The following is a 24,243-nucleotide window of genomic DNA, read 5'->3' on the forward strand; positions in this document are numbered from 1 at the left end:
GTCATGGGGAAGATCACCTTCGCGGATCTGCGCGACGTGGACCTGGGTGCCCTCGGCGAGGCGGTGGACGACTGGAAGACGATGGTCGACGCGCTCGACGACATCGCCGAGCATGCCAACACGCACAGCAGCGGCATGGTACGCCTCTCCGAAAGCGCCCGCTGGGCTGGGCTCAACGCGAGCGTGACCAGGGAGTTCGTCAAGAAGACCGGCAACGAGTTCAACGACGCCCACGCCGAGGCCCGCAGCGTCTGGAGCGTCCTGCGCGACGCCCACACGGAGCTGGAGGAGATCCAGAAGAGCCTGAGACGCGCCGTCGAGCACCGGGACACCCGGCTCGTCGTCATCGACAACGGCGACGGCACCGTCAAGGTCGGCTTCGCCACCTACCCCGGCGACTCCGGGCCCGTCCAACGCACCGACGCCGAGATCGAGGCCCGCGACGCCCTGGAGCGACGGCTCAACCGGCTGATCGAGAACGCCGAGGAGATCGACGCCTCCCTCAATCGCGCACTCGACAAGAGCCAGGGCCCCGACGCGCGGAACTTCGGCCACGCGACCTACGACTCGCTCGACGAAGCCCAGTCCGAACGAGCCACCCAACTCGCCGAGAAGAGCCTGAAGCTCACCCAGGAGGGCAAGCAGCTCAGCACGAAGGAACTCACCGAGTGGCAGCTCCTCATGGAGCACAACTCCAAGGACGACGCCTTCGCCACCAGCTTCTACCGCGCGCTCGGCCCGGAGGAGGCCCTCCGGCTCCACGCCCATCTCGGTGTCGACGCCTCGCTGGACGGGGACGAGGAGCGGCTCGACCTCGCCCACCACATCCAGAACAGCATGGGCGTCACCCTGGCCACCGCCACCGACCTCCCGCCGAACCACCAGCCCACGGCGGCCGGTGACAAGACCTACATCGGCGACCGCTGGATCGCCGACCTGAAGAAACTCGGCCGCGAGCCCCTCCTGCTCAACCACCCGGACACGACGTACACCCCTCGCGGCTACCAGGTCATGGCGAACATCTTCCGCCACGGCGAGTACGACAAGGAGTTCCTGAACCCCATCGCGCAGGACATGGTCCTGTTCGAGCGGGATAACGGCAACTACTACAGGACGTGGGAACACCCCGAGCCCGCGCCGGGGCAGTGGGGCCTCGACCTGAGCCTCGGTAAGCACGGAGGCGGCTTCGACCCCATGACGGGGCTCATGGAAGCGATGTCCCACAGCCCGGCAGCGGCCGAGGAGTTCTTCCACGGCTCGACCGGGGGCGGCGAGGGCAACCCGAAGAAGCTCAGCAACTTCGACTACTTCCTCGGCGACGAGAACGGCAAGGATGCCCGCCCGTGGCGTCCTGACTCCGCGGTCCACTGGGACGAGAAGGAGATCAACGGCGTCGATTCCCTCGGCCGCGCCCTCGAAGCCGCCACCTCGGGCCGTCCCTACGGCGACGAAGGCCCCTCGGTGAAGCACACCAAGGAGGGCGCCGAACTCGTCGAGAAGCTCGTCTCCCGCTTCGGTGGCGGCGAGCCCGCCGCCCTCATCCGCCCCGGCGGCGAGCTCGAAGCCCTCACCGACAGCCTCGGCAACGTCGCCGCCGAATACATGCACGACATCCAGGACGCGACGGCAGGCGGCGACAGTGCCAACCTGATCGAACCCCACGGAGCACAGGCGTACTTCGACAACCACAACAACTCCCTGGAGGGGTTCATCAAGAACGTCGCCACCGACCCGGACGGGTACGCCGCCGTCATCAACGCCCAGCAAGCCGTGAGTGCCGAGGTCATGCGAGAAGCGCTCCTCCGGGCCCCGGGCGGAGATCTTCAGAACGCAGCAGAACGCGCATCCTTCCCTGGCTCAGACGTTGCGGCCGCAGCATCGGCCGGACGAGCAGACGCCATCGTGGAAGCCGACGATGGCGCGAAGAAGGCCGAAGATTTCAATAAATCCCTAGAAACTGCAGACAAATGGGTCGGGCGCATCGCCGAGATGGGGCTTGAGCGAATTAAGGTGGGCGGCGAGGTGGCCGGATGGATTATTGAAGACCTCCGAGAAGCCACACTCGAACATTTCAAGCAAGACCCTGCCAAGGCGGCCGAACAGGCAGCCGAGAAGGGTAAAGACTTCCACACCGCCGAACGGGAGAAAACAGCCCAGGCGATGAAGGAGGCAGTATTCGCGGGAGCCCAGCAGGCCGGATACTCGCGCGACCATGAAGAGATCGGCTGGGCCGCTGATGCCGCTTATGAGAAAATCAAGGAATCATTCAAGATCGCTCGATAATACCGGAACCAGATCTCACATCGCCCCCAGTCAGCTCGCCATAACTCGAAGGAAGATCATGCGAGGGAAACGCTCGGCGGTCATCGCGGCATTCACCGCAGTCCTCGCACTGGGTATTACGCTCGGCGTTTATCAAGCATCGACACCAGAGAAGGTCAGCATTCCTGACAGCGTATGCAATGGCACCTTGAAGGGAGAACAGTTCAGAGATTTCTTCCCCCGAGAGGGGGAGAAGTTCACCGAAGAAGAGCATACCCGTAGCCGCTTTGGGTGGGCGGACGACAATTTCTCGAGCGCATCCTGCGTCCTGCGGGCCGGTGACAACGACGTCTGGCTCGAGTACATCTACAACGCCGGGAACAAATACCCCAGAGAAGACATGCAGAAGCGAGGTGAGCCAACAGAATGGGGTGAGGACTACGGCGCGTACAGGAATGGCGCATTCTTCATGTACGTAGCATGCCCGGGTTCAGTAAACGCCCAGGGAAAGATCCTCGTGAAAGTGGGTGCATCATCAGCTGAGGCAGACGAAAGAGACGTCGGCAAGGTAGTTCCTCAACTGGCTTCGCTCACTGCTTCCGTTGTGCGCACCCTGGTCACAGAGATGTTCGAGTGCCGCTCAGTCGACAGCCTTCCTGAAGGGCCGGTGGAGTTCAGCGACGGTCGTCCTTGAGGCACCCGGCGCGCCGAGATAGAGCGCCTGAGCGAGGCCGTGGCGACTGCGGCCGATGGACGTAGTGGGCGTTGTCACCGATCGTGCCGGCGAACCGCAGCCACGACGAGGTGATCCCGATCCAGCCGCCCCAGGTGCGGGCGGCCGCGACGTCGGCCAGTGCGGGAAAGCGGGTTTCGAAGCCGCGCGCGGTCAGCGACGACGGATCGAGGCGCCTGAGCGACGCCGACGCCTACCTCGCGTTCCTCACCGCCCAGCCCGAGGTCAGCGCCGGGCCGGTCGCGGTGACCGGCTACTGCGTCGGAGTCCTTCTGGCGGTGCGCACCGCCGTGGCCCACCCGGGCCAGGTGGCCGCCGACGCCGCGTTCCACGCCCCCGTGGCCGCCGACGGCCCCGAGAACCTGCGCCGAGTCACCGCCCGGGCCCACTTCGGCCACGCCGAGTCCGACCTGACGCCCGAGGGCCGCCTGGCAGAGCTCAACCAGAGCCTCGACGCCGCAGGCGTCGACCACACCTCCGAGATCTGTCCCGGCACCGTCCACGGTTTCACCATGGCCGACACCGACGCCTTCGACCCCGCCGCACCGGCGCGCCACTGGGACCGCCTGCTGCCCCTCCTCGACCGCACTCTCGCCCCTCGCTGAGGAATCGGGTGGGGCAGCGCCGGGCGGTGCCCCACCCGATCGCCTCGCACTCTCGGTCCGGGCTGGTCTCGGCGGGGGCGGTCTGGCCGGGAAGCGGGTGGTCGAGTCGCCGGCAGGAGATCCAGGAGAACCCGAGGCGCGCCGGCGAGCACCGGGGCACCGGGCTCGACGTCATCGACACGTCCTCATGCTCGCTTGCCCGAGGCACTTTTCCATAACCTGACCAACCGCCGGACAGCCCGCCTCATGAAAGCGCGAGGCCAGAGAACAAGCTCATGGCTGGGTGTCGAGCAGTCATCCGCAGACGCGCTGTCAAGCGGAACGTGAAGACGTCAGGACCGTCTTCCCCTCTTCCACCGCCCCGTGATGCTGCTCCGCCTCCTCGGGCGTGAGAACTTCCCGGTCGACGGCGCGATCAATGCTCTGGTGCTGGTACCCCTTGTGTGCGGTGACGGGATCCAGCTGCTCCTGGATCTTGTAGATCTCCTCCATTTTCCTCAGATAGTCCGGCGCCGCATCGTCGCCGATCTCCTGGCTGACGAGGTTGATCAGGACATCGATCGGCATCGCCGTGTGATCAACGACAGAGCGCCCGAAAGAGTAGCTGAAGACGTTCTGCGTGTTGCCGATCACGCCCCTGTCGGAGAAGTTATAGCGCCAGAACTTCACGTCCACGCGGACGATGGCGTTATGCTCCAGAGCGATGAAGGTCTTGTCATCGAGCTGCTCCCCCATGGAAGAATTTCCGAGGATTGCGTTCACCGCCGTGGTGACGAGCGAATGGATGCCACTCTTTACAGCCCCATCCTTTCCCGCGAAGAAGGTGTCGACGGCACTGGAGATCCCGGCGTCCGCACCTTCGTGTACATTTGCCAGATATCCGTGGTCGTAGTACGTGGGGACGCCCACGATCTTGATGAGCTGGGACTCGGGATCGGTGTAGGAAAGTCGAAGTTCGTTATCGAACACCTCCCCCTTGTTCTTCGCAGCGTTCAGCATGAAGTCGAGTTGTTCCTGCTGCCTCCTCTGGTCCGCGTCTGAACTGTTGAGCGCGTTACGCAGGGCGCTGATGACGGACATCGTCACTCCATTCTGTTCTGTGATGCCGTGCAGCAGGATCGCTGCTCATGCCTGCATCAGCGCAAACCAACCCCCCGCATACTCACCCCTTCCGGTTGCTTCCGGCGTAGAGGGATCTCCCCGTGGGTACGGAGAGACGCAGGAGCGACTTCGTCAGAAAAAACCTTTTCCCGTTGCCGTTGCCATTGCCATTGCCGTTGCCGTTGCCGTTGCCGTTGCCGCCCCAGGGTTCTCCCTGACCTGCGAGGCTCCTGTTTCGCAGCGAGAGTGAAGGTGCGCGGAGCCGTGTCCGGGATGTCCACGACAGGTATGTGGGTCCGCGCACGCGCACTCTTGGTGCACGCCTTGCGCACGCCCCAGAGCTGAGGGCGCTCGGGCCAGCGGCCTGCACGCACCGGCCATCACCTCTACCAGATGGGGTGGTTTAACTGGTCACTGGACGATCTCCCCGCGAGTACCGTGCATCATTGGCCCATCTCCCACATGTGCACCCGATTTCCGAGAGGTGGAAGATGACCCGCGGTTGGAACAGGGAACAGTTCATGGACGCCGCCATGGAGGCGCGGGGCGTGTACGACGACGCGGGCACGGCTGTGATCGACGGGAGAGACTCGTTCGAGACGCCGTGGGTGGACGTGGCTTGGTGGGTATACGACAGCACGCTCCGGGCGTGCCGGTCGAACGCCATCGAAGGTCTCATCGCGGGCGGTCTCCGGTCGGGGCGGCCCGGCGAGCCCGGAGGAGCTGGAATCGACGACATTCTGCGTGAGAACCTCAAGACCATCGATGAACGCATTCCGGGCGTCGATCAAGGTGCGATTCTCCACACCAGGAACTGGTCGATTCTCGTCAACGACTCCTGGCTGCTCGGCGGGGTCCACTCGCGTGCCCCCTTCTACCTCGCCTCTGAGCGACGCCAGGACAATCTCTACCTGGCACCCAAGCTCAAAGTCTTCGGGAGGGAACTGGCCAACCTCAGGTCCTTCGGCTACCAGATTGTCATGGGAGCTCAGGAAGTCACCGGAGAAGCAGCCGTCCTTCCTGACACGACAGACCCGAAAGCGGATTTCGTCCGCTGCCAGTCCAATGCCACCGAGTACCAGACGGGCGAGAACTGGCGCGTGCTGGAAGGAAGAATCGGCCAGCCCTGGGACTGAGAGATCGTCTCCTGTGGCGATGCCGTGAGGTGCGGCATCGTGACGGGGACCCGAAGTGCTCGCTCCGGTTCTAGTCCGGGCTGGTCTCGGTGGCGGTGGTCTGGCCGGGGAGCGGGTGGTCGAGGTCGCCGGCGCGCAGACGGTAGACCTGCAACCGCATCCCGTAGTACTTGTCGGTCTCCCCCACCCACTCCATGCCGATGCGCTTGGCCGTCGCCGCCCCCCGGGTGTTGCTGGGGCGGACGACGGCGAAGAGCTCGTCCACGTCCGCCTGGCTCAGCGCCCAGTGCGCGATGGCGTTGCCCGCCTCCGCGGCGTAACCGTGCCCCCACGCCTCGGGCACGAGCTGCCAGCCGAACTCCAGGTCCTCCCCCTCCGGAGGCATCGGCAGCACGACGACGCCGCCGATCACCCGCCGCTCAGCCGTCAGCTCCACGGCCCAGCGTCCCGTGGGGGGCGTGGCCCGGAAGTCCTCCGCGATCCACTGCTGGAGCAGCAGCCGCATGGCGTCCCGGTCACCGACGGTGTCCATCGCCGGGCTGAGCCAGCGCGCGACGTCCTCGTGGCCGTAGATCGCCAGCGCGGCGTCGACGTCGTCCAGCGTCCACGAGCGCAGCGTCAAGCGCTCTGAGGTGAGCGTCGTCCCCATGGCGTCCTCCTGCGGGCCCGGCTACACCCCCAGGTAACCCCACTCGACCGGGTGTACGCATCAGGAAGGGCGTTTCAGGGCCTTGATGAAGGACGTCCAACGGTCCGAACGTACGACCACGGGGCGACGGGCGGGAGCCTTCGCGTCACGGAAGGCGACGACGCCGGGATGCGCTCCAGAACTTCGCGGCAGTTCCCGCCGCTGCCGCCGCTCTAGGTCGACTTGCGCCGGTAGGCCCCACTGAGGTCGCACTCAGTCCGCATGGCCGTGATCCTCCTCCGCTGTCTCGATCATCGCGAGGGACGCTCGCGGTGACAGCGCAGCGGCCCCGGCCGGATCGGGGCCGGGAGGGGCGGCTGCCGTGGGCCGGCGGGCCGCCCGCCCCGGTCGGCGGTCAGGTGTTGTGCCAGAACTGGTCGAGGTCGGACGGGTTGCAGGCGGTTCCCTGGAGCCCGTAGGAGCTGTTGATGGTGAGGCAGGCCCCGTCGGCCACGTTCACGAGGCTGTGCCCGTTGGACGACGTGGTGCCGACGCGCCAGTGCTGGGCGTCCGAGCCGTCGCAGTCCTTGAGGGAGTAGCCCGCGTAGCTGACCGACTCCAGGCACTGGCGGGAGCTCTGGGCGACGAGGCGGAAGGTGCCGCCGCCCACGGAGGCGTACGTCCACTGGTAGTAGCGGATGGTGCCGTTGCTCGCCTGGGAGCCGCAGGCCGCGTTCTGGACGGAGGAGCCGCCGTACGGGTTGTCGGACTCGGCGACGCACCGGTTCATCGACGCGCTGCGGATCTGGTGACTCCCCGACGGCGCGGTCGGCGGCTCCGGGGTGCCGCCGGAGGAACCGCCGGACGTGGCGGAGCCGCCGGACGTGTTCGAACCACCGGAGGAGCCGCCCGACGAACCACCGGAGGAACCGCCCGAGGAACCGCCGGACGTGCCCGGGCTTCCAGTGCCGCCGGTGCCGCCGTCCGAGCCGTCCGGCCCTCCGGCGGCGCCGCCGTCGGAGCCTGCGGTGCCGCCCGAGCCGGTGCCGCCGTCCGTGCCCTCGGCCGGTCCGGGCGCCCCCGGTGACGGGCTGCCGGTGGGCTCCTCCCGGCTGCCCGAGGGGCTGGGCGAGGGGGAGTTCGGGTTCGGGGAGCCCTCGGCCGGCGTCTCGGTGGACGGTGGCGCGAGGGCCGACGGCGGCTCGGCGGCGTCGGCGTCGCCGTCCCGTGGCGGGAGCAGGTGAGGGGTGAGCGAGACGGTCAGGATCGTGCCGGCGGCGACCACGACGGGGGTGAGGAGGAGCGTCCGGCGACGCCTGCGTGGTGCGCTCGTGGGCTGGGGGTCGGCTTCGGCCCCGGGTTCCGACCGGGGGGCTGCCTTGGCGCCCGCCTCGGGTTCGGGGTCGGACACGGACTCGGACCGGGGCTCGGCCTCGGGCTCCGGCTCCGGCTCGGGAGGGGCCGGGGGCGGGGGCTGCGCGGCGAAGGCGGCCCGTTGCGTGATCCGATCCTCGACAGGCTGCGGCCACAGCGCCGTCGTCGCCGCCGGGACGTGCTCGTCCGCCAGGTCGACGAGTTCGGCGGCGGTGGGCCGGTCCGCGGGGTCCTTGGCGAGGCAGGACTCGACGACGGCCGCCAGCTCGGCGTCGGTCTCGGGCAGGCGGCCGAGGGAGGGCTCGGCGTGGACGACGCGGTAGAAGAGGTCGGGGCCGGAACCGTCGCCGAAGGGCGGCCGGCCGTTCACCGCGTAGAGAACGAGCCCGGCGAGGGCGAACACGTCTGCCGCGCCGGTGAGTTCCCGCTCGGCCACGGCCTGCTCCGGGGCCATGTAGGCGGGGGTGCCGATGACCATGCCGGTCCGGGTCAGCCGGCTCTGGTCGGCCGCGCGGGCGACGCCGAAGTCGATGAGCGTCACGCCGTCGAGGGTCAGCATGACGTTGGAGGGCTTGAGGTCGCGGTGGACCATGCCCGCCTCATGGACGGCGCTGAGCCCGGCCGCCGCGTCCCGGAGCAGCCTCCACAGGCTTGCGGGCGGCAGCGGGTCGCCGTTCCGCCGGACGGCGTCGCTGAGGGTGACGCCGGGGACGAACTCCGTGGCGAGCCAGGGCGGCTGGGCGTCCCGGTCGCTCTCCAGCAGGCGCGCGCTGACGCCGTGGGGCAGTCGGGCGAGGTTGTCGAGCTCGTGCCCGAAGTGGCGCAGGAAGTCCTGGTCCTCGGCCAGCGCCGGGAGGACCTGTTTGACGGCGACGTACGTCCCCGCCGAGTCCCCCAGGTAGACGCGGCCCATACCGCCCGCGCCGAGCATCCCGAGCAGTCGGAACGAGCCGATGCGCCGTGGGTCCCCCGGTTGGAGAGGCGTGGCGCCGCTACCGCTCAAACTAGAATTTTCTTCCAGTCCCCCATGCATGCGGCTCAGGCTAGCGGAGGCCGGCCGACGGCCCAAGGGGGAACCAATTGGGTTACGGACCTGATGCGTTGCCCCATCGTGTGCGGGCGTCGGCGTCAGGGCGCGGGGTGCCAGGGGCTGAGGGCGATGCGGCCGGTGGTACCGAGGTCAAGGCCGCCGTCGGGCGTGAGGGTGTGCCAGGGTTCCCCGGCGCCGGGGGCGACGTCGAGGTGGGGGGCGTGGACGACGTCACCGAACTCCACGGTGTTCCGCCAGACGACGCTGGCCTGCGCCGATTCGCCGGGCTGGAGCGTGACGCGGCGGACCGCGCCGTCCTCGCCACCGATGCCGGCGATGCGCCCGGTGCCGTCGAGCACCTGGACGTCGACGGGCCGACGCTCGGCGTCGAGGACGCGGGCTTCGGGGTAGCCCTCGACGGTGTACGGGGTGTCGCCGCAGTTGGTGAGGGTGAGGCCCATGGCGCGCAGGCCCATGGCGGCTTCGGGCGGCCACGGGGTGGTGATGCGCACGCCGGAGTCGGGGCAGGTGGTCGGCTCGGGTGAGGGCGTCGGGTCCAGCGGGAGCGGGTCCGCGGGGAGCGGGTTCGGGACGGAGGCCGGGGGCGGAGGCGGGGGCAGCGCCCGGTCACCGCCGGTCGGAGCATCAAAGCCGTCGCGGTGCAGTTCGTCCGCCTCGACGGAGTACTCACGGGTGGGCGGGCCGTCACCCGCGGGCGACGGCGTCACCGTCGGCTCGACGCCGCAGCCGGTCAGCAGGGCCGCGCAGGCCGCCAACGGCACGCAGAGACGACGTGCTGCCGGTCGCGCGGTCAGGCGTCGTCGTCTCACCGGGTTCCCCACCATCATCCGATCATCACACAGCTCGTAGCCGTCGACCGCCGAACTGGCCCGCCCGGCGCGGGAGGCGCAATCTGGAACAGGGGGCGACAGGCACAGGATCACGACAGGGGACGGACGGAAGAAGGAGAGACTCATGGGCACCGCGGCAGCAGGCTCCGCCTTCGACGCGGACGCGCTCAGGCGTGCCGTCGAGGGCCGGGACACCAGGACCATGCTGGAGCTCTACGCGGACGACGCCGAGTACCGCATGATCGACCGGAACACGCAGCCGAGCCACCCGATGGTCAGGCACGGCCGGGACGAGATCCGGGGCGTGCTGGAGGACGTGTTCTCACGGGACATGACGCACAAGCTGGAGGAATGCGTGGTGCAGGGCGACCACATCGCGTACGTGGAGTCCTGCGAGTACCCGGACGGGACGAGGGTCTTCGCCAGCTCGATGGCCACACTGCGGGACGGACGCATCACCGAGCAGACGACCGTGCAGGCCTGGGACGAGTGAACCGGTCGGCCGGGCGGCCGCCGTCTCAGCCGAGCGGCAGCTCGGCGCGCACCGTCGTACCGGCCGGAGTCAGCCGGACGGAGGTGGTGGTGGCGCAGGCCTCGACGAGGGCGAGGCCGCGCCCGCGCTCGGCGTAGCGCTGGTCGGCGTCCGGGGCGGGGACGGCGTGCGGGCGCCAGTGGCCCGCGTCCTCGACCTCGACGTGCAGCGCGCGGCGCGCGGGCACGCACCGCATGCGGAGGCTGACGTCGGCGCTGCCGCTGTGCAGGATGACGTTCGTGACCAGCTCGGTGACGACGAGGGCCAGGGCGTCGTGCAGTTCCTCGCACAGGTTCCAGCCGCGTGCGGTGGTCGTGGCGAAGTGGCGGAGAGCGGGTGCCGCGGCGCGCGTGACGGGAAGTGTGCACGCGGCCTGCTCCGGGGTGGGGGAGGGCTCGGCGAGCGTCGTCGTGACGGTCTGCTGGTGGTGTGCGCCGTGCTCTGCGGTGATCATGCGGCTCTCCTGCGCGCTTGTTCCGCTTGCCCGTAGCCGTCTCCCAGGGGTCCGGGATCTGGACTACTCGTGAAAACCACGCTGTCCGCTGTCCCCCTCTCCCCGCAATCAGGGCAAACTGAAGTACGGATACGCAAAGAACGCCGGCAGGCCCGGTGAGCAGCGCTCGGGAGCAGTGTGGTCACGGTAGGTGAGGAATTCTGGGTGCGTCGGCTGCGGCGGGCGCTGACGGAGGCGGATTCCGGGCCGACGCTCATCCTCGTCGAGGGCCTCGCGGGCACGGGCAAGAGCCGGCTGCTGCGGCGGATGGCCGAACTGCCGGAGGCGGCCCGGGTCACGACGGTGTCCTGGCGCTGCGGCGCGGCGGCCGGGCCGCCGCCCGAGGTGGCGGCGGGCGGGCCGGTGCTGCTGCTCGTGGACGACGTCCACCGCGCCGGCGCCGAGGAGCTGGCCCGGCTGCGGGGCACGCTGGAGAACCCGCGCCCCGGGCTGGCCGCGGTCGTGACGTACCGGCCCGAGGAGCTGGCCGTCGCCGGGCTGCCGTTCGGCGCGCCGCCGCCCCGGTACGGGGACGAGCTGACGGTGTTGCCCCACCGGGTGGCGCCGTGGACGCCTGAGCAGGTGCGGCAGGCCGCCGTGGAGGCGGTCGGGGAGGGATGCACACCGGAGGCGGTGGCCCGGCTGCACGAGCGAACCGGCGGCGTGGCGCAGGTCGTGGTGGACATGCTGGCGGCCCTGCGGGACAGCACCCGGCTGCGGTGCACGGCGGCGGATGTGGACGCCGTCGGCGTGCCGGTGCGGCTGCGGGACCTGGTGCTGGGCCGGACGGAGGCGCTCCCGTCGCGGGCCCGCCGTGTGGTGTGGGCGGCGGCGGTGCTGGGTGAACCGGTGAGCGGCCCGGAGCTGCTCGCAGTCGCCGGGCTCGACGGCGGCCCCGGCCACACCGGTGACGACACCGACACCGCCCGTGGGGGCGACGGCACCGCGCCGGGCCGTGCCGCCCTCGTCGCCGCGCTCACCGGTGCCGCGCTGGCGGAGGACGCCGAGGGCCGGTACGCCCTGCCCGTACCGCTGGCCGCGGACGCCGTCCACACGACGCTGCCCGGCCCCGTCCGGCAGGAGCTGCACGGACGGGCGGCGGACGTGCTCCAGCGCAGGCAGCCGGTGCCGTGGACGGCTCTGGCGCAGCACCGCAGGGCCAGCGGCCGGGTCCGGGGCTGGCTGCGGGCGGTGGAGCGGGCGGCCCGGGAACACGCGCGGGCGGGGCGACACCAGGAGGCCATCTGCCTGCTGGAGACGACGCTGGCCTCGTCCGCCGTCCCTCTGGAGACGCGGGCGCATCTGGCGGGGGTGCTGGCGAGCAGCGCGGTGGTGGGACTGCGCTCGGACCAGACGGTGGAGGTGCTGGCGCAGATCGTCGAGGACGAGCGGCTGCCCGCCGCCGTCCGCGGTGAGATGCGGCTCGACCTGGGGCTGCTGCTGTGCAACCAGGTCGGGATGAGCCACCAGGGCTGGGGCGAGCTGGAGCGGGCGGCGGGCGAACTGCGCGCCGCGCGGCCGGACCTGGCGGCGCGGGCCATGTCGGCCCTGGCCATGCCGTACTGGCCGGGCAGCTCGCTCGACGTCCACCACGCGTGGCTGCGGGAGGCCGAGGAGGCGGCGGAGGCCAGCGGCGACGACGTCGTGCGCGCGGCGGTCGCCGCCAACCGCGCCTCGCTGGCGCTGAGTTACGGCAACCCGGAGGGGTGGGAGCTGCTGGAGGCCCTGCCCATGGACAGCCCGGATCCCAAGCGGCGTCACCATGCCGCGCGCGGGCTGTGCAACGCCGCCAACGCGGCGGCCTGGCTGGGGCACTACGAACGGTCCGGGAAGCTGCTGGAACAGGGGCTGGAGCTGTCGACGAAGAGCGGCTCCCCCTACACCGAGCAGACGGGGCTGGGCACGCGGCTGCTGCTGGAGTGGACGGCGGGGCGGTGGGACGGCCTGGTCGAGCGGTGCGCGGAGTTCGTCCGCAAGACCTCCGACATGCCGGTCATCTCGGCGGACGCGCGGATGGTGGCGGGCCTGCTCTGCCTGGCACAGGGTGAGTGGAGCCGGGCGCTGTCCTGGCTGTCGGGCCCGGACGCCCCGACCGTCGAGCACGCGGCGGCGCCGCTGGCCTCGGCGGTCTCGGGCGCGCTCATCCGCCTCGCGCTGGCCCGGCAGGACATCCCGGCGGCGGCGGAGGAGGCCCGCGCGGCGTGGTCGAAGCTGGCGGAGAAGGGCGTGTGGGTGTGGGCCGTCGAGCTGGTCCCGTGGGCCGTGGAGGCGCTGGCCCGCGCGGGCGAGGCGGCCGAAGCGCACACCTTGACGGAGGAGTTCGCGGCCGGCCTCGACGGGCTGGACACCCCCGTGGCCTTCGCCACGCTGCGCTGGACGCGCGCGGTGCTCGCCGAGACGACGGGCCGGACGGCCGAGGCCGCGATCCTGTACCAGGAGGCCGAGGCGGCGTTCGCGGCACTCCCCCGCCCCTACGTCCAGGCCCTGACGGCCGAGGGCGCGGGACGCTGCCTGCTCGCCTCGGCCGCAGACGCGGACTCGGCCGCGGACGCGGACTCGGCCGCGGACGCGGACTCGGCCGCGGACGCGGCGGTCGGCCGCGGAGGCGAGGGCAACCCGAGCGACCTGGGCGGGGACGACGCGGGCAAGCGCGTCGACGCGGACGGGCACGGCAACACGGGCGAGCCGAACTCACGGAGCGAAAGGGGCAGTTCACCAGTTTCCGCCCCACGGCGTGTCGTGGCGCGTACCTCCCAGGAGGCGCGGGCGCAGGGCGTCGCGGAGCTGACGACGGCGGCGCAGCGGTTCGCCGAGCTCGGCGCCGCCTGGGACGCGGCCCGGGTGCGGGCCGCGCTGCGCACGCACCAGCCCGCCGAGGGGCGACGCCCGCCGGGGCGCCCGTCGTACGGAGACCAACTCTCCCCGCGCGAACGCGAGGTCGCGGAACTCGCGGCGACGGGGTTGACCAACCGGGAGATCGCGACAACGCTGCACCTCTCACCCCGGACCGTGGAGCAGCACGTCGCACGCGCGATGCGGAAGCTGGGCACGGCGTCCCGGCAGGACCTCGCGGAGGCCCGGGAGCCCGCCGATTCCCCCGAAAGCGCAGGTCAGGACTAGACCAGGCGTCCGACGGACGCTGGGGTTAATTGCGTATCCGTAGGTTGCGGCATCCGGATAGTCGTACAAGCTGTCCGTCCGTAGGTTCCTGGCCACCGGTTGGTCGAACGTTCACCCGCTGCGGGGGATTCGCTGCGACCGCGCTCGGCCAACCGGTGTCGTGCAAGGGCACCCCGGAGGGAGCGGGCGTGCGGGCGGGCACCGTTCACCAAGGCGGGGTCACCGGCACCCTGCGGTCCCGGCACCGAGCACGAGTGCGCGCACCCATCGCATTCGTGCCGGCGTTCCCTCCGTTGCCCGCGTCCACCCCCTTGGCCGCCACCCCCCACCCCAAACCCCCTACCCCACCCCCCACCGGGCGGCCGACGCAGCATGCGCGACTTGTCATGAACCGCACCATTCGCCGGTTCCGCTTTCCGGGACCGGCCCGTGAAAGGCAGCACCCCCTTGAACGGTTCCAGACATCTCCGCATATCCGTTCTGGCAGTAGCCACGGCCGCACTCCTGGGCACGGGAGTGACGACGTCCCTGGCCGCCCCCAGCGCCCAGCCCACCGCGGCAGGTGCGGAGGAGACCGCCGACAGCGCGGCCCAGCGCCTCATCGTCGGCTACAAGACGCAGGCAAGCGAAGCGAAGTCCAACACCGAGGCGAAGAAGGACGCCAAGGCCAAGGGCAAGAAGGCCGGCAAGTCCCTGGACTTCGAACGCCGGCTGGGCACCGGCGCCGCGCTCGTCGACCTCGGCGGCGAGCTGAAGGACGGCGCCCTCGAAGACGTCATCTCCGAGTACAAGGCCGACCCGGACGTCGCGTACGTCGTCCCGGAGACGCGCATGTACACGATGGCGGACCCCAACGACACGCTGTACAACCAGCAGTGGGACCTCTTCGAGGCCACCGCCGGCATGAACGTCGAGAACGCCTGGACCTCCGGGTCCACCGGCTCGGGCGTGAACGTCGCCGTCATCGACACCGGCTACGTCGCCCACTCCGACCTCGCCGCGAACGTCATCGACGGCTACGACTTCATCTCCGACACCTTCATGTCGCAGGACGGCGACGGCCGTGACGCCGACCCCTCCGACCCCGGCGACTGGATGAACAAGGGCGAGTGCGGCACCGACCAGTTCGGCCGCCCCATCCCCGCCCGTGACACCAACAACTCCTGGCACGGCACCCACGTCGCGGGCACCATCGCCGCCTCCGCGGACAACGGCCAGGGCATCGCGGGCATCGCCCACAACGCGGCCATCCAGCCCGTGCGCGTCCTCGGCAAGTGCGGCGGCACCACCGCCGACATCATCGACGCCATCATCTGGGCCTCCGGCGGCTCCGTCCAGGGCGTGCCGGACAACCCGAACCCCGCCGACGTCATCAACATGAGCCTCGGCGGCGGCGGCTCCTGCGACGCGGGCACCCAGAACGCCATCGACGGCGCCGTCAGCCGCGGCACCACCGTCGTCGTCGCGGCCGGCAACAGCAACGCCAACGCGGCCAACTACAACCCCGCCAGCTGCGACAACGTCATCACCGTCGCCGCCAGCGACCGCGAGGGCAACCGCGCCAGCTACTCCAACTACGGCAACGTCGTCGACATCGCCGCCCCCGGTGGCGAGACGGCCGTCTCCAGCGCCAACGGCATCCTCTCCACGCTGAACAGCGGCACCCGCAGCATCGGCAACGAGAACTACGTCGCCTACCAGGGCACCAGCATGGCCGCCCCGCACATCGCCGGCCTCGCCGCGCTGATGTACGAGACCAAGGCCGGCATCACGCCGGGCGAGGTCCAGACCGCCATCGAGAACAACGCCCGCACACTGCCCGGCTCGTGCAGCGGCGGCTGCGGCGCCGGCCTCGCCGACGCGGCCGCCACCCTCACCGCCATCGGCGGCGAGCCGACGGACCCGACCGACCCGACGGACCCGACCGACCCCGGCACCGGCGTGTTCACCAACGCGGACAACGTCAACATCCCGGACGCCGGAAACTCCGTCACCTCGGCCATCGCCGTCAGCGGCATCGGCGGCTACGCCCCGTCCGATCTGAAGATCGCCGTCGACATCAAGCACACCTACCGCGGTGACCTGAAGGTCGAGATCGTCGCTCCGAACGGCGCCTCCGCCGTCCTCAAGAGCAACGACTACTACGACGGTGCCGACAACGTCATCGCGACGTACACCGTCAACGCCTCGTCCGTCGCGGCCGACGGCACCTGGAAGCTCCGGGTGACCGACGTCTACAGCGGCGACACGGGTTACATCGACTCCTGGAGCCTGACCTTCTGACGGTCACGCCTCCAGGCCACGACAGGGCCTGCCGGTGCCGAGGGGGCATCGGCAGGCCCTGCTCCACGTACGGAACGCCGCCTCCCGGTGAGGGAGGCGGCGTTCCGTACGTGGTGGGCGGGCTTCCGCTGACAGGCTTCCGGGAACGGGCCTTCCGGGAGACGGCGGGGAAGGGAACGCGTCCGTCAGACGCTGCCGTCGCCGCTGGGCCTCATCCCCAGCGGCACACCGATCTCGGCGGCCATGACCGCCCCGGCCTCGCGCTCCAGCTCCCCGTCGTCGCCGTCCGCGCCCGAGTCGGTGTCCAGGCCGTCCAGCTCGCCCAGCGGCGTGTCCAGTCGGACGTGCGCCACCAGTGACTGCAGCGCACGCAGCGCAGCCGAGGCCGTGGAGCCCCAGTTCGACAGGTACGAGAACTGCCACCACCACAGCGCCTCCGACGTCCGGCCCGCGCGGTAGTGCGCCATGCCGTGCCGCAGATCCGTGATGACGTCCGCCATGTCGTCCGAGATCCGGCTCGTGACGGGCGCGTTGCGCGGGACGTACGGGTCGAAGACTTCCGAGTACACGTCCACCGGGTCGAGCAGGGTCGCCAGCCGCTCCCGCAGCTCGTCCACGTCGTCCGGTTCCGGACCCGTGTCCGGCTCGTACCGCTCGTCCGGCACGATGTCCTCGTGCGCGCCCAAGCGGCCCCCGGCCAGCAGCAGCTGGGAGACCTCCAGCAGCAGATACGGCACCGCGCTGCTCGGCTCGTCCCCCTTCGCCACCTCCGTGACGGCGAGGATGAAGCTCTCGACCTGGTCGGCGATCTGAACGGCGAAGTCGTCCGGGGCAGCCGCGTCGCTCAGCCGTGAAGCCACGCGCGAGCCCTCCGTGGTGACCGTGGCAGCATGCGTCGTATCAGACATCAAGCAACCTTCTCCCCTCGAAGGCCCGCCCCAGCGTGACCTCATCGGCGTACTCCAAGTCTCCCCCCACGGGGAGACCACTGGCCAGCCGCGTGACCTTCAAACCCATGGCCGACACCATCCGGGCCAGATACGTGGCGGTGGCCTCGCCCTCCAGATTCGGATCCGTGGCAAGGATCAGCTCGGTGACGGCGCCGTCGGCGAGGCGCGCCAACAGCTCCCGTATCCGCAGGTCATCCGGCCCGACGCCCTCGATCGGGCTGATCGCGCCACCCAGCACGTGGTAGCGGCCCCGGAACTCCCGCGTCCGCTCGATCGCGACGACGTCCTTGGGCTCCTCCACCACACAGATGACCGACGGGTCACGCCGCGGATCACGGCAGACGCGGCACTGCTCCTCCTCTGCCACGTTCCCGCAGACCTCGCAGAACCGCACCTTCGCCTTCACCTCGGACAGCGCGCTGGCCAGCCTCCGCACGTCGGCGGGGTCGGCCTGCAGGATGTGGAACGCGATCCGCTGGGCGCTCTTCGGCCCCACACCGGGCAACCGGCCCAGCTCGTCGATGAGGTCCTGAACAACGCCCTCGTACACCGCTGCTCCTCGTGCGCCTTGTTCTGGGGGTCCTGGGGGTCCTGGGAGTACCGGTGGCTCAGAAGGGCAGGCCGGGGATGCCGCCGCCCCCGCCACCCCCCAGACCCTGCGCCAACGGGCCCAGCTTCTCCTGCTGGAGCTTCTGCGCCTCGGCGTTCGCGTCCCGGACCGCGGCCAGCACGAGATCGGCCAGCGTCTCGGTGTCCTCCGGGTCCGCCGCCTTGGGGTCGATGTCGAGGGCCTTCAGCTCCCCGGACCCCGTCACCGTCGCCCTGACCAGGCCGCCGCCCGCGGAGCCCTCGACCGACGTCTCCGCCAGCTCCTGCTGCGCCGCGGCGAGATCCTGCTGCATCTTCTGGGCCTGCTGCAGCAGCTGCTGCATGTCGGGCTGACCACCACCGGGAAACACGGGCTCGCTCCTTCGTCCGCTTGGCTCGCCTGCTGGCGGGCACTGACACGTGCTCGTGTGCCGAGCCTACGTGCTCCGCGGTGCTCCCGTCCGGCTCACTCGTGGTTGATCTCCTCCACCACCGTGGCCCCGAGCTCGCGGATGATCAGGTCGTGGCCCGAGAGCGCCGACTCGTCCAGATCCGGGTCGTCGTCCTCCGGGATGTCGTCCTCGACGGAGACGGCGGGCGGCGGCGGACTCTCCGCCACCGGCGGCACGGGCGGGGCGGACGGCCCCGCCGACGGGCTTCCCTGCTGCTGGGACGGCTGAGGCGGCTGGTACCCCTGGGAGGCCTGAGGGCTCTGCGGAGCCTGGGGGGCTTGAGGAGCAGCCTGAGCGGACGACTGCCACGGCTGCTGGGGCTGCTGGGGCTGCTGCGACGCCTGTGATGGCTGTGACGCCTGGAACCCCGCGGACGGTGGCGGCGGCTGCGCGTACGACGGCCGCGCTGGCGCCGCGGACGCCGACCCCTCGCCACCGCCCGCGTCCACGACGGCCTCGATCTTCCACTGCACGCCGAAGCGCTCGCTCAGCACGGACCGCAGCACGTCCTCGCTGCCGCCGGAGGAGAAGTTGTCCCGCGCGCCGGCGTTCGGGAAGCCGAGCTGCAACGTCGTCCCGTCGAAGCCGCTCACCTGCGCGTTCTGGCTGAGCAGAATCCAGGTGAACCGACGCTTGCTCTTGACGGCCTCCAGCACGTCCGGCCACATCTGCCGCACCTGCGCGACACCGCCTCCACCACCCTGCGGAGCGGCACCCTGCGGGACCGGGGCCGGGGCCTGGCGAGCCGGGGCCTGCGGCACCGGCGCCTGGGGCGGCGCAGGCGCCTCCGCAGCCGCGGGACGTGCCCCCGCCGGGGAACCCGCCCCCGCGCCCGCCGTCGGCCACGCCCCGGGACGCCGCCCACCCTCGGCCTGTGGAGCCGGGGCCTGCGGGCCGGGAGCCTGGGTAGCCGGGGCCTGCGGGGCAGGCGCTTCCGGAGCCGCCGCGCCGGATGGCGCGGCCTGAACCGGCCCGGGCGCAGCCGTCCCGGCGACCGGCCCGGGCGCGGAAACGGGCGCAGAGGCTGAAACGGGGGCGGGGGCGGCAACGGGCGCGGGCGCGGCGGCAGCCGCACCGGGGGCCAACGCGACCCCCCGCTCCAACCGGTCCAGCCGGGCCTGAAGGGACCGCTCGTCCCCGTACGCGGCGGGCAGCAGCACCCGCGCGCAGATCAGCTCCAGCTGCAGCCGGGGCGACGTCGCGCCCCGCATCTCCGTCAGCCCGGTGTTGACCAGGTCCGCGGCGCGGCTCAGCTCCGCGGCCCCGTACGCCTCCGCCTGGGCCCGCATCCGCTCCAGCACGTCGGCCGGTGCGTCGATCAGCCCCTTCTCCACCGCGTCCGGCACGGCCGCCAGGATCACCAGGTCCCGCAGCCGCTCCAGCAGGTCCGTCACGAAGCGCCGCGGGTCGTGCCCGCCCTCGATCACCCGGTCCACGACGGTGAAGGCCGCCGCGCCGTCCGCCGTCGCGAAGGCGTCCACCACCTCGTCCAGCAGTGCCGAGTCCGTGTACCCGAGCAGCGCCGTCGCCATGGCGTACGTCACACCGCCCTCGTCGGCACCGGCGAGCAGCTGGTCCATCACGGACATCGAGTCCCGCACCGAGCCGGCCCCGGCCCGCACCACCAGGGGCAGCACGGCCTCGTCCACCGCGATGTCCTCCCGGCCGCACACCTCGCTCAGGTAGTCCCGCAGCGTGCCCGGCGGGACCAGCCGGAACGGATAGTGATGCGTCCGCGACCGGATGGTGCCGATGACCTTCTCCGGCTCCGTCGTCGCGAAGATGAACTTGAGATGCTCCGGAGGCTCCTCCACCACCTTCAGCAGGGCGTTGAACCCCGCCGAGGTGACCATGTGCGCCTCGTCGATGATGTAGATCTTGTACCGGCTGGCCGCGGGCCCGAAGAACGCCTTCTCCCGCAGCTCACGGGCGTCGTCCACACCACCGTGCGACGCGGCGTCGATCTCGATCACGTCGATCGAGCCCCCGCCCCCGCGGGCGAGGTCCACACAGGACCGGCACGCGCCGCACGGCGTCGGCGTCGGCCCCTGCTCGCAGTTGAGACAGCGCGCCAGGATCCGCGCGCTCGTCGTCTTTCCACAGCCACGCGGCCCGCTGAACAGGTACGCGTGGTTGACCCGGTTGTTGCGCAGCGCCTGCTGCAGCGGGTCGGTCACATGCTCCTGCCCGATGACCTCGGCGAAGGTCTCGGGGCGGTAGCGGCGGTACAGCGCGAGGGATGACACGTCTACGACGGTATCGGAGCCCGCCGACATGTGAGCCGCCGCACAAACGTCAACGCCCCCCACGCACCCGCCAGAGCCAACCTACCCTTGCTGCCTTCCGGCCCTGGGGGAGTTCAGTCAGATAGCGCCACGTGAGGGGCTGGCCCCAACCCTACCCGATCTCCGGACCAGGGATCGAGTTCGCAACCACCCCCATCGGTCTTGTATTGTTCACCGCGGAGGATTCGCCTAGAGGCCTAGGGCGCACGCTTGGAAAGCGTGTTGGGGGCAACCCCTCACGAGTTCGAATCTCGTATCCTCCGCCCAGCCTTCACCGGGCTGAACGAAGGCCCCGACCGCCCAGCGGCCGGGGCCTTCGTCGTCCCCTGGTCTCAGTTGTGGTCTCGGCTATATCCGACATTCGGAATATCTATGCCAGCACGCCAGAACCGTCCACGCTTCCGCCCGGTCAGCGCCTCGCCTCCAGCGGTGCACCCTCACGTACGCTGCCTGCGGGCCCGTGAGAGCGCCATCCTTGATCTGCGCAGGGTCCGGATCTGGCCGCTTGTGCGTTCCCGACCTCGCGAGGTGTCCGCTGTGACGTCCCCATTCACGCTGACGACCTGGCTGGCCGGCCTCGAAGCCCCGCAGTTGGGGCGTGTGCTCGCGCTGCGGAACGACATCTCGGCTCCCCCTGAGCCGCACTCGCTGGAGGAACTGGCGGTACGTCTTCTGCGACCGGGCTCGGTGGCGCTCGCCTTGCCGCAGCTCCCACTACCGTGCCTCCAAGTGGCCGAGGTCCTAGCCGCCTTGGGAACACCCCTGCCGCGTGATGTCCTGGCGAGAACCTTGGGAGTGACTGCGCCCGCCGCCACTCGGGAACTAGACGCCGTGCTGGGGACTCTGGCAGATCACGGGCTGGTCTGGCCGGACGGCGACGGGAAGCTCCACCTGGCCGCACCGTTGCGGCAGGCATGGGACGCGCCCTTGGGTCTTGACGCTCCGCTGGAGGTGCTGCTGGAAGGCATGACGTCCGAGGAGCTGCGCCGCCTGCTCGTGACGCTGGGCATCAAGCCACCCGGCACCAGGCAGCAGCGCACAGCCGCTCTTCGGGAACACCATCGCGATCCGGAACGCATCGCCTCCGTGGTGGCGAAGGCCCCGTCCTGTGCCCGCGAGCTGCTTGAGCACCGAGCGAGGTCCGCGCCACAACACACGGAGTTCATCGTGTTCGGGGCTCCCCAGGCCGATTCCCGGCAGGGCGAGCGATGGGCCCTGGACCGAGGCTTGCTGGTCCGGAACCGTCACGGATACGGACCGGCCCGCATGCCCGTCGAAGTGGCGCTCGCGCTCCGCGGGCCCGACTGGCACGCCCCGTTCGAGCCCGTACCGCCTGCCGCGGAGCTGGTGGCCGTCGCCGCCGGGCAGGTGGAACTGGAGACAGCAGCAGCCGCTACGGCCTTCGCGGCCCACACCGCCTCGGTCCTGTCGGTCTGCTCGTCAGCTCCCCCGGCCCGGCTGAAGTCCGGCGGGGTCGGCGCACGTGAGCTGGGCAGGATCCGCAAGGCCGCGCAGGCCGAGGACGTCGTGGTGCGCATCGTCTTGGAGACCGCGTACTCGGTCGGACTCCTGGCCAGGGACGGCCACCGCGTCGCGCCCACCGAGAAGTACGATGCCTGGGCGGCGCAGGAGCCTGCGGCGCAGTTCGCAACGCTGCTTCAAGCATGGTGGAACCTGCCGCTCACCCCGTCCCAGGCCCGCGACGAGGACGACAAGGCGCTCCCCGCCCTGGCCGGAGCACCTCCCTGCGACGGCTGCCTACAGGCTCGCAATGGGCTCCTCACCGCTGCGGCACGGCTGCCGGAGGGGCTGGGCGTGCGGGTCGCCACTGACCTGGGCCCGCTCGTGGAATGGCACCGTCCGCTCGCTCACCCAACAGTCCAGGATGAGTCACCCTTCGCTACCGCGGTCCGCGAGGCCGAACTGTTGGGCGTCATCGCCCGCGGCTCTCTCTCCCCGCTCGGCGCGGCTCTGCTGGCCAGCAACGCTGAGGAACTTGCCGCCGAGTGCCGGCGACTGCTGCCCGAGGCCACCAGCACAGCCCGGTTCGGCAGCGACCTCACGGCCGTCGTCAGCGGCACGCCCGCGGCGCGCCTCGCCGAGCTCCTGGATAGGACCGCGGACCGGGAGACCAGTGGCACGGCCTCCGTGTGGCGGTTCAGCACCAGCAGCATCCGACAGGCCCTGGACGCCGGCCTCACTCCGGACGAAGTCTCGGCCGAGCTGGCCGCCATTGCCGAGGGTCCCCTGCCACAGCCCCTGTCCTACCTCATCGCCGACACCGCACGCCGTCACGGCCGTGTGCGCGTGGCCCCCGCCGCCTGCGTCATCCACGGCGACGAGCCGTCCCTCCTGGCAGAACTGGCCGCTCACCGAGGACTCAACTCGCTCGGGCTGCGGCAGCTCGCCCCGACGGTGCTCGTCAGCGCCGGCACGCCTGACCAGACCCTTGCCGCACTCCGGAACCAGGGCTATGGCCCGGTCGCCGAGGCGGTGGATGGAACCGTACGCATCGAGAAGGTCCCACCTCGGCGGGTCACCGCTGTTCCGTCCCCACGGAAGTCCTCCGCAAAGGCGGGCCCAGGACTCCCGGCACACCAGGCGGCGGAGGCGTCGACAACCGTGGACACACGTGCTCTGGCTGCGCTGCTGCTGAACGCCCCGCCAACCGCCCCGGATCCCGATCCCCTTGGCACCGGAGTCCCCTTCGGCACAGACACCGAGGAGATCGTCGCAGGGTACGCGAAGCAGCTGACGTACGCGGACGTCCGCCAACTCAGCCACGCCCTCGACGCCGGCACCGCCATCAGGGTCGAATACGTCGCCGCCTCGGGCAGCCGCACCGTACGCACCCTCAGCCGCCTCGCACTCGACCCGCCCTACCTCGAAGCCTGGTGCCACCTGCGTGAAGCCGAACGTGTCTTCACTCTCTCCCGCGTCCACGGTGTCATGCCGGTGTAGACCAGGCCGCGCGCACAAGCTCAGCGCTGCAACCCGAGGATCAGACGGACGGAGTCCTCCACACGGTGCAGTTCACCCGGAGCGAGCAGCCCCAGCTTCCGTCGCAACCGCGGCTTCGCCAGTGTGTGAAGGTCCGCGCAGCGCACGTCCGACTCGTCGTACGTCGTCATTCCGGCATCCGGTCCGATGGGAACACGGGTGACCTGGGGACCGGATGTGCCGGTGATCAGCGCGACCGTCACGGAGGCGAGCGGCTCCGCCATCCGGTTGACGGTGAGGACGACGGCGGGGTTCGGCCTCGTCCTGCACAGGCTGTGGACAACGCGTCGAGCCCGGCCGGCGGGGCCGTTCTCCCGGGTGACTGCGGCCGGGTCGCCGTCGTGCGGGTGGTGGCGCAGGATGAAGGCAAGGCACACCCGTACGTCCAACGGGAGACGAGATGGACACCGTGCACCTGGCGTATGACTTTCCCCTCCTCAGCGCGCTGCTGACGACGGCCTGGATCTTCCTCTGGGTCATCTGGGTGATGCTGTTGTTCTGGGTGATCGCCGACATCTTCCGCGATCACGATCTGGGCGGCGGCGCCAAGGCCGGCTGGCTGCTCCTCGTGCTCGTGCTGCCGTTCCTCGGCGTCTTCGTGTACCTGGTGAGCCGCGGCAGGGGCATGGCCCATCGCGAGGCCGCGCGGCAGCGGAGCGCGCAGGCGGAGGTCGAGTCGTACATCCGCGAGACCGCCGGGGGCGGTGGCCCGAGCCGGGCGGACGAGCTGGCCAAGCTCTCGGACCTCCGGACGCGCGGCGAGATCACCGACGACGAGTTCCGGCGGGCGAAGGAGAAGATCCTCCACTGACGCCGGTAC

At 70.7% G+C, this 24,243-nt stretch carries 18 protein-coding genes, 1 tRNA gene, 1 other RNA gene and 1 pseudogene; 10 read left to right on the forward strand and 11 right to left on the reverse strand.

What is annotated here, in order from left to right:
* Positions 1–3 precede the first annotated feature (3 nt).
* The 3 genes and pseudogenes from O7609_RS10945 to O7609_RS10955 all read left to right on the forward strand — a co-directional run.
* Positions 4–2,283 carry a DUF6571 family protein gene (locus tag O7609_RS10945; RefSeq protein ID WP_269734741.1) on the forward strand — a complete coding sequence of 760 codons (2,280 nt, stop codon included), beginning with the start codon at positions 4–6 and terminating at the stop codon, positions 2,281–2,283.
* A 58-nt stretch (positions 2,284–2,341) separates the two neighbouring features.
* On the forward strand, positions 2,342–2,956 hold the full coding sequence (locus O7609_RS10950) for a hypothetical protein (protein ID WP_269743493.1): 615 nt from the start codon (positions 2,342–2,344) through the stop codon (positions 2,954–2,956).
* 209 nt (positions 2,957–3,165) lie between these two features.
* Positions 3,166–3,600: pseudogene (locus tag O7609_RS10955) on the forward strand (dienelactone hydrolase family protein); the annotation flags it as partial.
* Between the two features lie 312 nt (positions 3,601–3,912).
* On the opposite strand, the gene O7609_RS10960 reads toward O7609_RS10955, so the two are convergent.
* A complete protein-coding gene (locus O7609_RS10960; RefSeq protein ID WP_269734744.1) occupies positions 3,913–4,680 on the reverse strand; it encodes a hypothetical protein in 768 nt (255 codons plus the stop codon).
* Positions 4,681–5,222: 542 nt separating this feature from the next.
* Here O7609_RS10960 and O7609_RS10965 point away from each other — a divergent pair.
* On the forward strand, positions 5,223–5,837 hold the full coding sequence (locus tag O7609_RS10965; protein ID WP_269743494.1) for a hypothetical protein: 615 nt from the start codon (positions 5,223–5,225) through the stop codon (positions 5,835–5,837).
* Positions 5,838–5,907: 70 nt separating this feature from the next.
* Here O7609_RS10965 and O7609_RS10970 read toward each other — a convergent pair whose 3' ends face one another.
* The 3 genes from O7609_RS10970 to O7609_RS10985 form a co-directional block, all read right to left on the reverse strand.
* Complete coding sequence (locus tag O7609_RS10970) at positions 5,908–6,486, reverse strand: GNAT family N-acetyltransferase (protein ID WP_269734746.1); 579 nt, start codon at positions 6,484–6,486, stop codon at positions 5,908–5,910.
* 394 nt (positions 6,487–6,880) lie between these two features.
* On the reverse strand, positions 6,881–8,872 hold the full coding sequence (locus tag O7609_RS10980) for a serine/threonine-protein kinase (RefSeq protein WP_269743495.1): 1,992 nt from the start codon (positions 8,870–8,872) through the stop codon (positions 6,881–6,883).
* Between the two features lie 95 nt (positions 8,873–8,967).
* The gene (locus O7609_RS10985) at positions 8,968–9,699 is read right to left on the reverse strand and encodes a DUF4232 domain-containing protein (RefSeq protein ID WP_269743496.1); all 732 of its coding nucleotides are present in this window, start codon (positions 9,697–9,699) and stop codon (positions 8,968–8,970) included.
* A gap of 145 nt (positions 9,700–9,844) precedes the next feature.
* Here O7609_RS10985 and O7609_RS10990 point away from each other — a divergent pair, with 145 nt between their 5' ends.
* Positions 9,845–10,213: a nuclear transport factor 2 family protein gene (locus O7609_RS10990; RefSeq protein WP_269743497.1), complete on the forward strand. Its 369-nt coding sequence runs from the start codon at positions 9,845–9,847 to the stop codon at positions 10,211–10,213.
* Between the two features lie 25 nt (positions 10,214–10,238).
* Here the strand turns inward: O7609_RS10990 and O7609_RS10995 are convergent, their stop codons facing one another.
* On the reverse strand, positions 10,239–10,706 hold the full coding sequence (locus O7609_RS10995) for an ATP-binding protein (protein WP_269734751.1): 468 nt from the start codon (positions 10,704–10,706) through the stop codon (positions 10,239–10,241).
* Between the two features lie 204 nt (positions 10,707–10,910).
* Here O7609_RS10995 and O7609_RS11000 point away from each other — a divergent pair, with 204 nt between their 5' ends.
* Both O7609_RS11000 and O7609_RS11005 read left to right on the forward strand, forming a co-directional pair.
* The gene (locus tag O7609_RS11000; protein ID WP_269743498.1) at positions 10,911–13,865 is read left to right on the forward strand and encodes a helix-turn-helix transcriptional regulator; all 2,955 of its coding nucleotides are present in this window, start codon (positions 10,911–10,913) and stop codon (positions 13,863–13,865) included.
* A gap of 447 nt (positions 13,866–14,312) precedes the next feature.
* Positions 14,313–16,148 carry a S8 family peptidase gene (locus O7609_RS11005; RefSeq protein WP_269734753.1) on the forward strand — a complete coding sequence of 612 codons (1,836 nt, stop codon included), beginning with the start codon at positions 14,313–14,315 and terminating at the stop codon, positions 16,146–16,148.
* A 185-nt stretch (positions 16,149–16,333) separates the two neighbouring features.
* Here O7609_RS11005 and O7609_RS11010 read toward each other — a convergent pair whose 3' ends face one another.
* From O7609_RS11010 to ffs, 5 genes are all read right to left on the reverse strand, one after another.
* Positions 16,334–17,056 carry a DUF5063 domain-containing protein gene (locus tag O7609_RS11010; RefSeq protein ID WP_332328059.1) on the reverse strand — a complete coding sequence of 241 codons (723 nt, stop codon included), beginning with the start codon at positions 17,054–17,056 and terminating at the stop codon, positions 16,334–16,336.
* Positions 17,049–17,648 carry a recombination mediator RecR gene (gene recR, locus O7609_RS11015; protein WP_219091129.1) on the reverse strand — a complete coding sequence of 200 codons (600 nt, stop codon included), beginning with the start codon at positions 17,646–17,648 and terminating at the stop codon, positions 17,049–17,051. The genes O7609_RS11010 and recR overlap by 8 nt, the downstream gene beginning before the upstream one ends.
* A 58-nt stretch (positions 17,649–17,706) precedes the next feature.
* Positions 17,707–18,057, reverse strand: a complete 351-nt coding sequence (locus O7609_RS11020; RefSeq protein WP_269743499.1) for a YbaB/EbfC family nucleoid-associated protein — start codon at positions 18,055–18,057, stop codon at positions 17,707–17,709.
* Between the two features lie 95 nt (positions 18,058–18,152).
* Entirely contained in the window at positions 18,153–20,384 is a 2,232-nt protein-coding gene (locus O7609_RS11025) for a DNA polymerase III subunit gamma and tau (RefSeq protein WP_269743500.1), read from the reverse strand.
* A gap of 45 nt (positions 20,385–20,429) precedes the next feature.
* Positions 20,430–20,528, reverse strand: an RNA gene (gene ffs / locus O7609_RS11030) — signal recognition particle sRNA small type.
* A gap of 73 nt (positions 20,529–20,601) precedes the next feature.
* Between ffs and O7609_RS11035 the strand changes: the two genes are divergently transcribed.
* Positions 20,602–20,686 (forward strand) — tRNA-Ser (locus O7609_RS11035).
* 274 nt (positions 20,687–20,960) lie between these two features.
* Complete coding sequence (locus O7609_RS11040) at positions 20,961–23,384, forward strand: helicase-associated domain-containing protein (protein WP_269744342.1); 2,424 nt, start codon at positions 20,961–20,963, stop codon at positions 23,382–23,384.
* 20 nt (positions 23,385–23,404) lie between these two features.
* Here O7609_RS11040 and O7609_RS11045 read toward each other — a convergent pair whose 3' ends face one another.
* On the reverse strand, positions 23,405–23,812 hold the full coding sequence (locus O7609_RS11045) for a type II toxin-antitoxin system PemK/MazF family toxin (protein WP_269743501.1): 408 nt from the start codon (positions 23,810–23,812) through the stop codon (positions 23,405–23,407).
* Between the two features lie 11 nt (positions 23,813–23,823).
* Between O7609_RS11045 and O7609_RS11050 the strand changes: the two genes are divergently transcribed.
* On the forward strand, positions 23,824–24,234 hold the full coding sequence (locus O7609_RS11050; RefSeq protein ID WP_269734759.1) for an SHOCT domain-containing protein: 411 nt from the start codon (positions 23,824–23,826) through the stop codon (positions 24,232–24,234).
* Positions 24,235–24,243 lie beyond the last annotated feature (9 nt).

The sequence above is a fragment of the Streptomyces sp. WMMC1477 genome, from assembly GCF_027460245.1.
Lineage (GTDB): Bacteria > Actinomycetota > Actinomycetes > Streptomycetales > Streptomycetaceae > Streptomyces.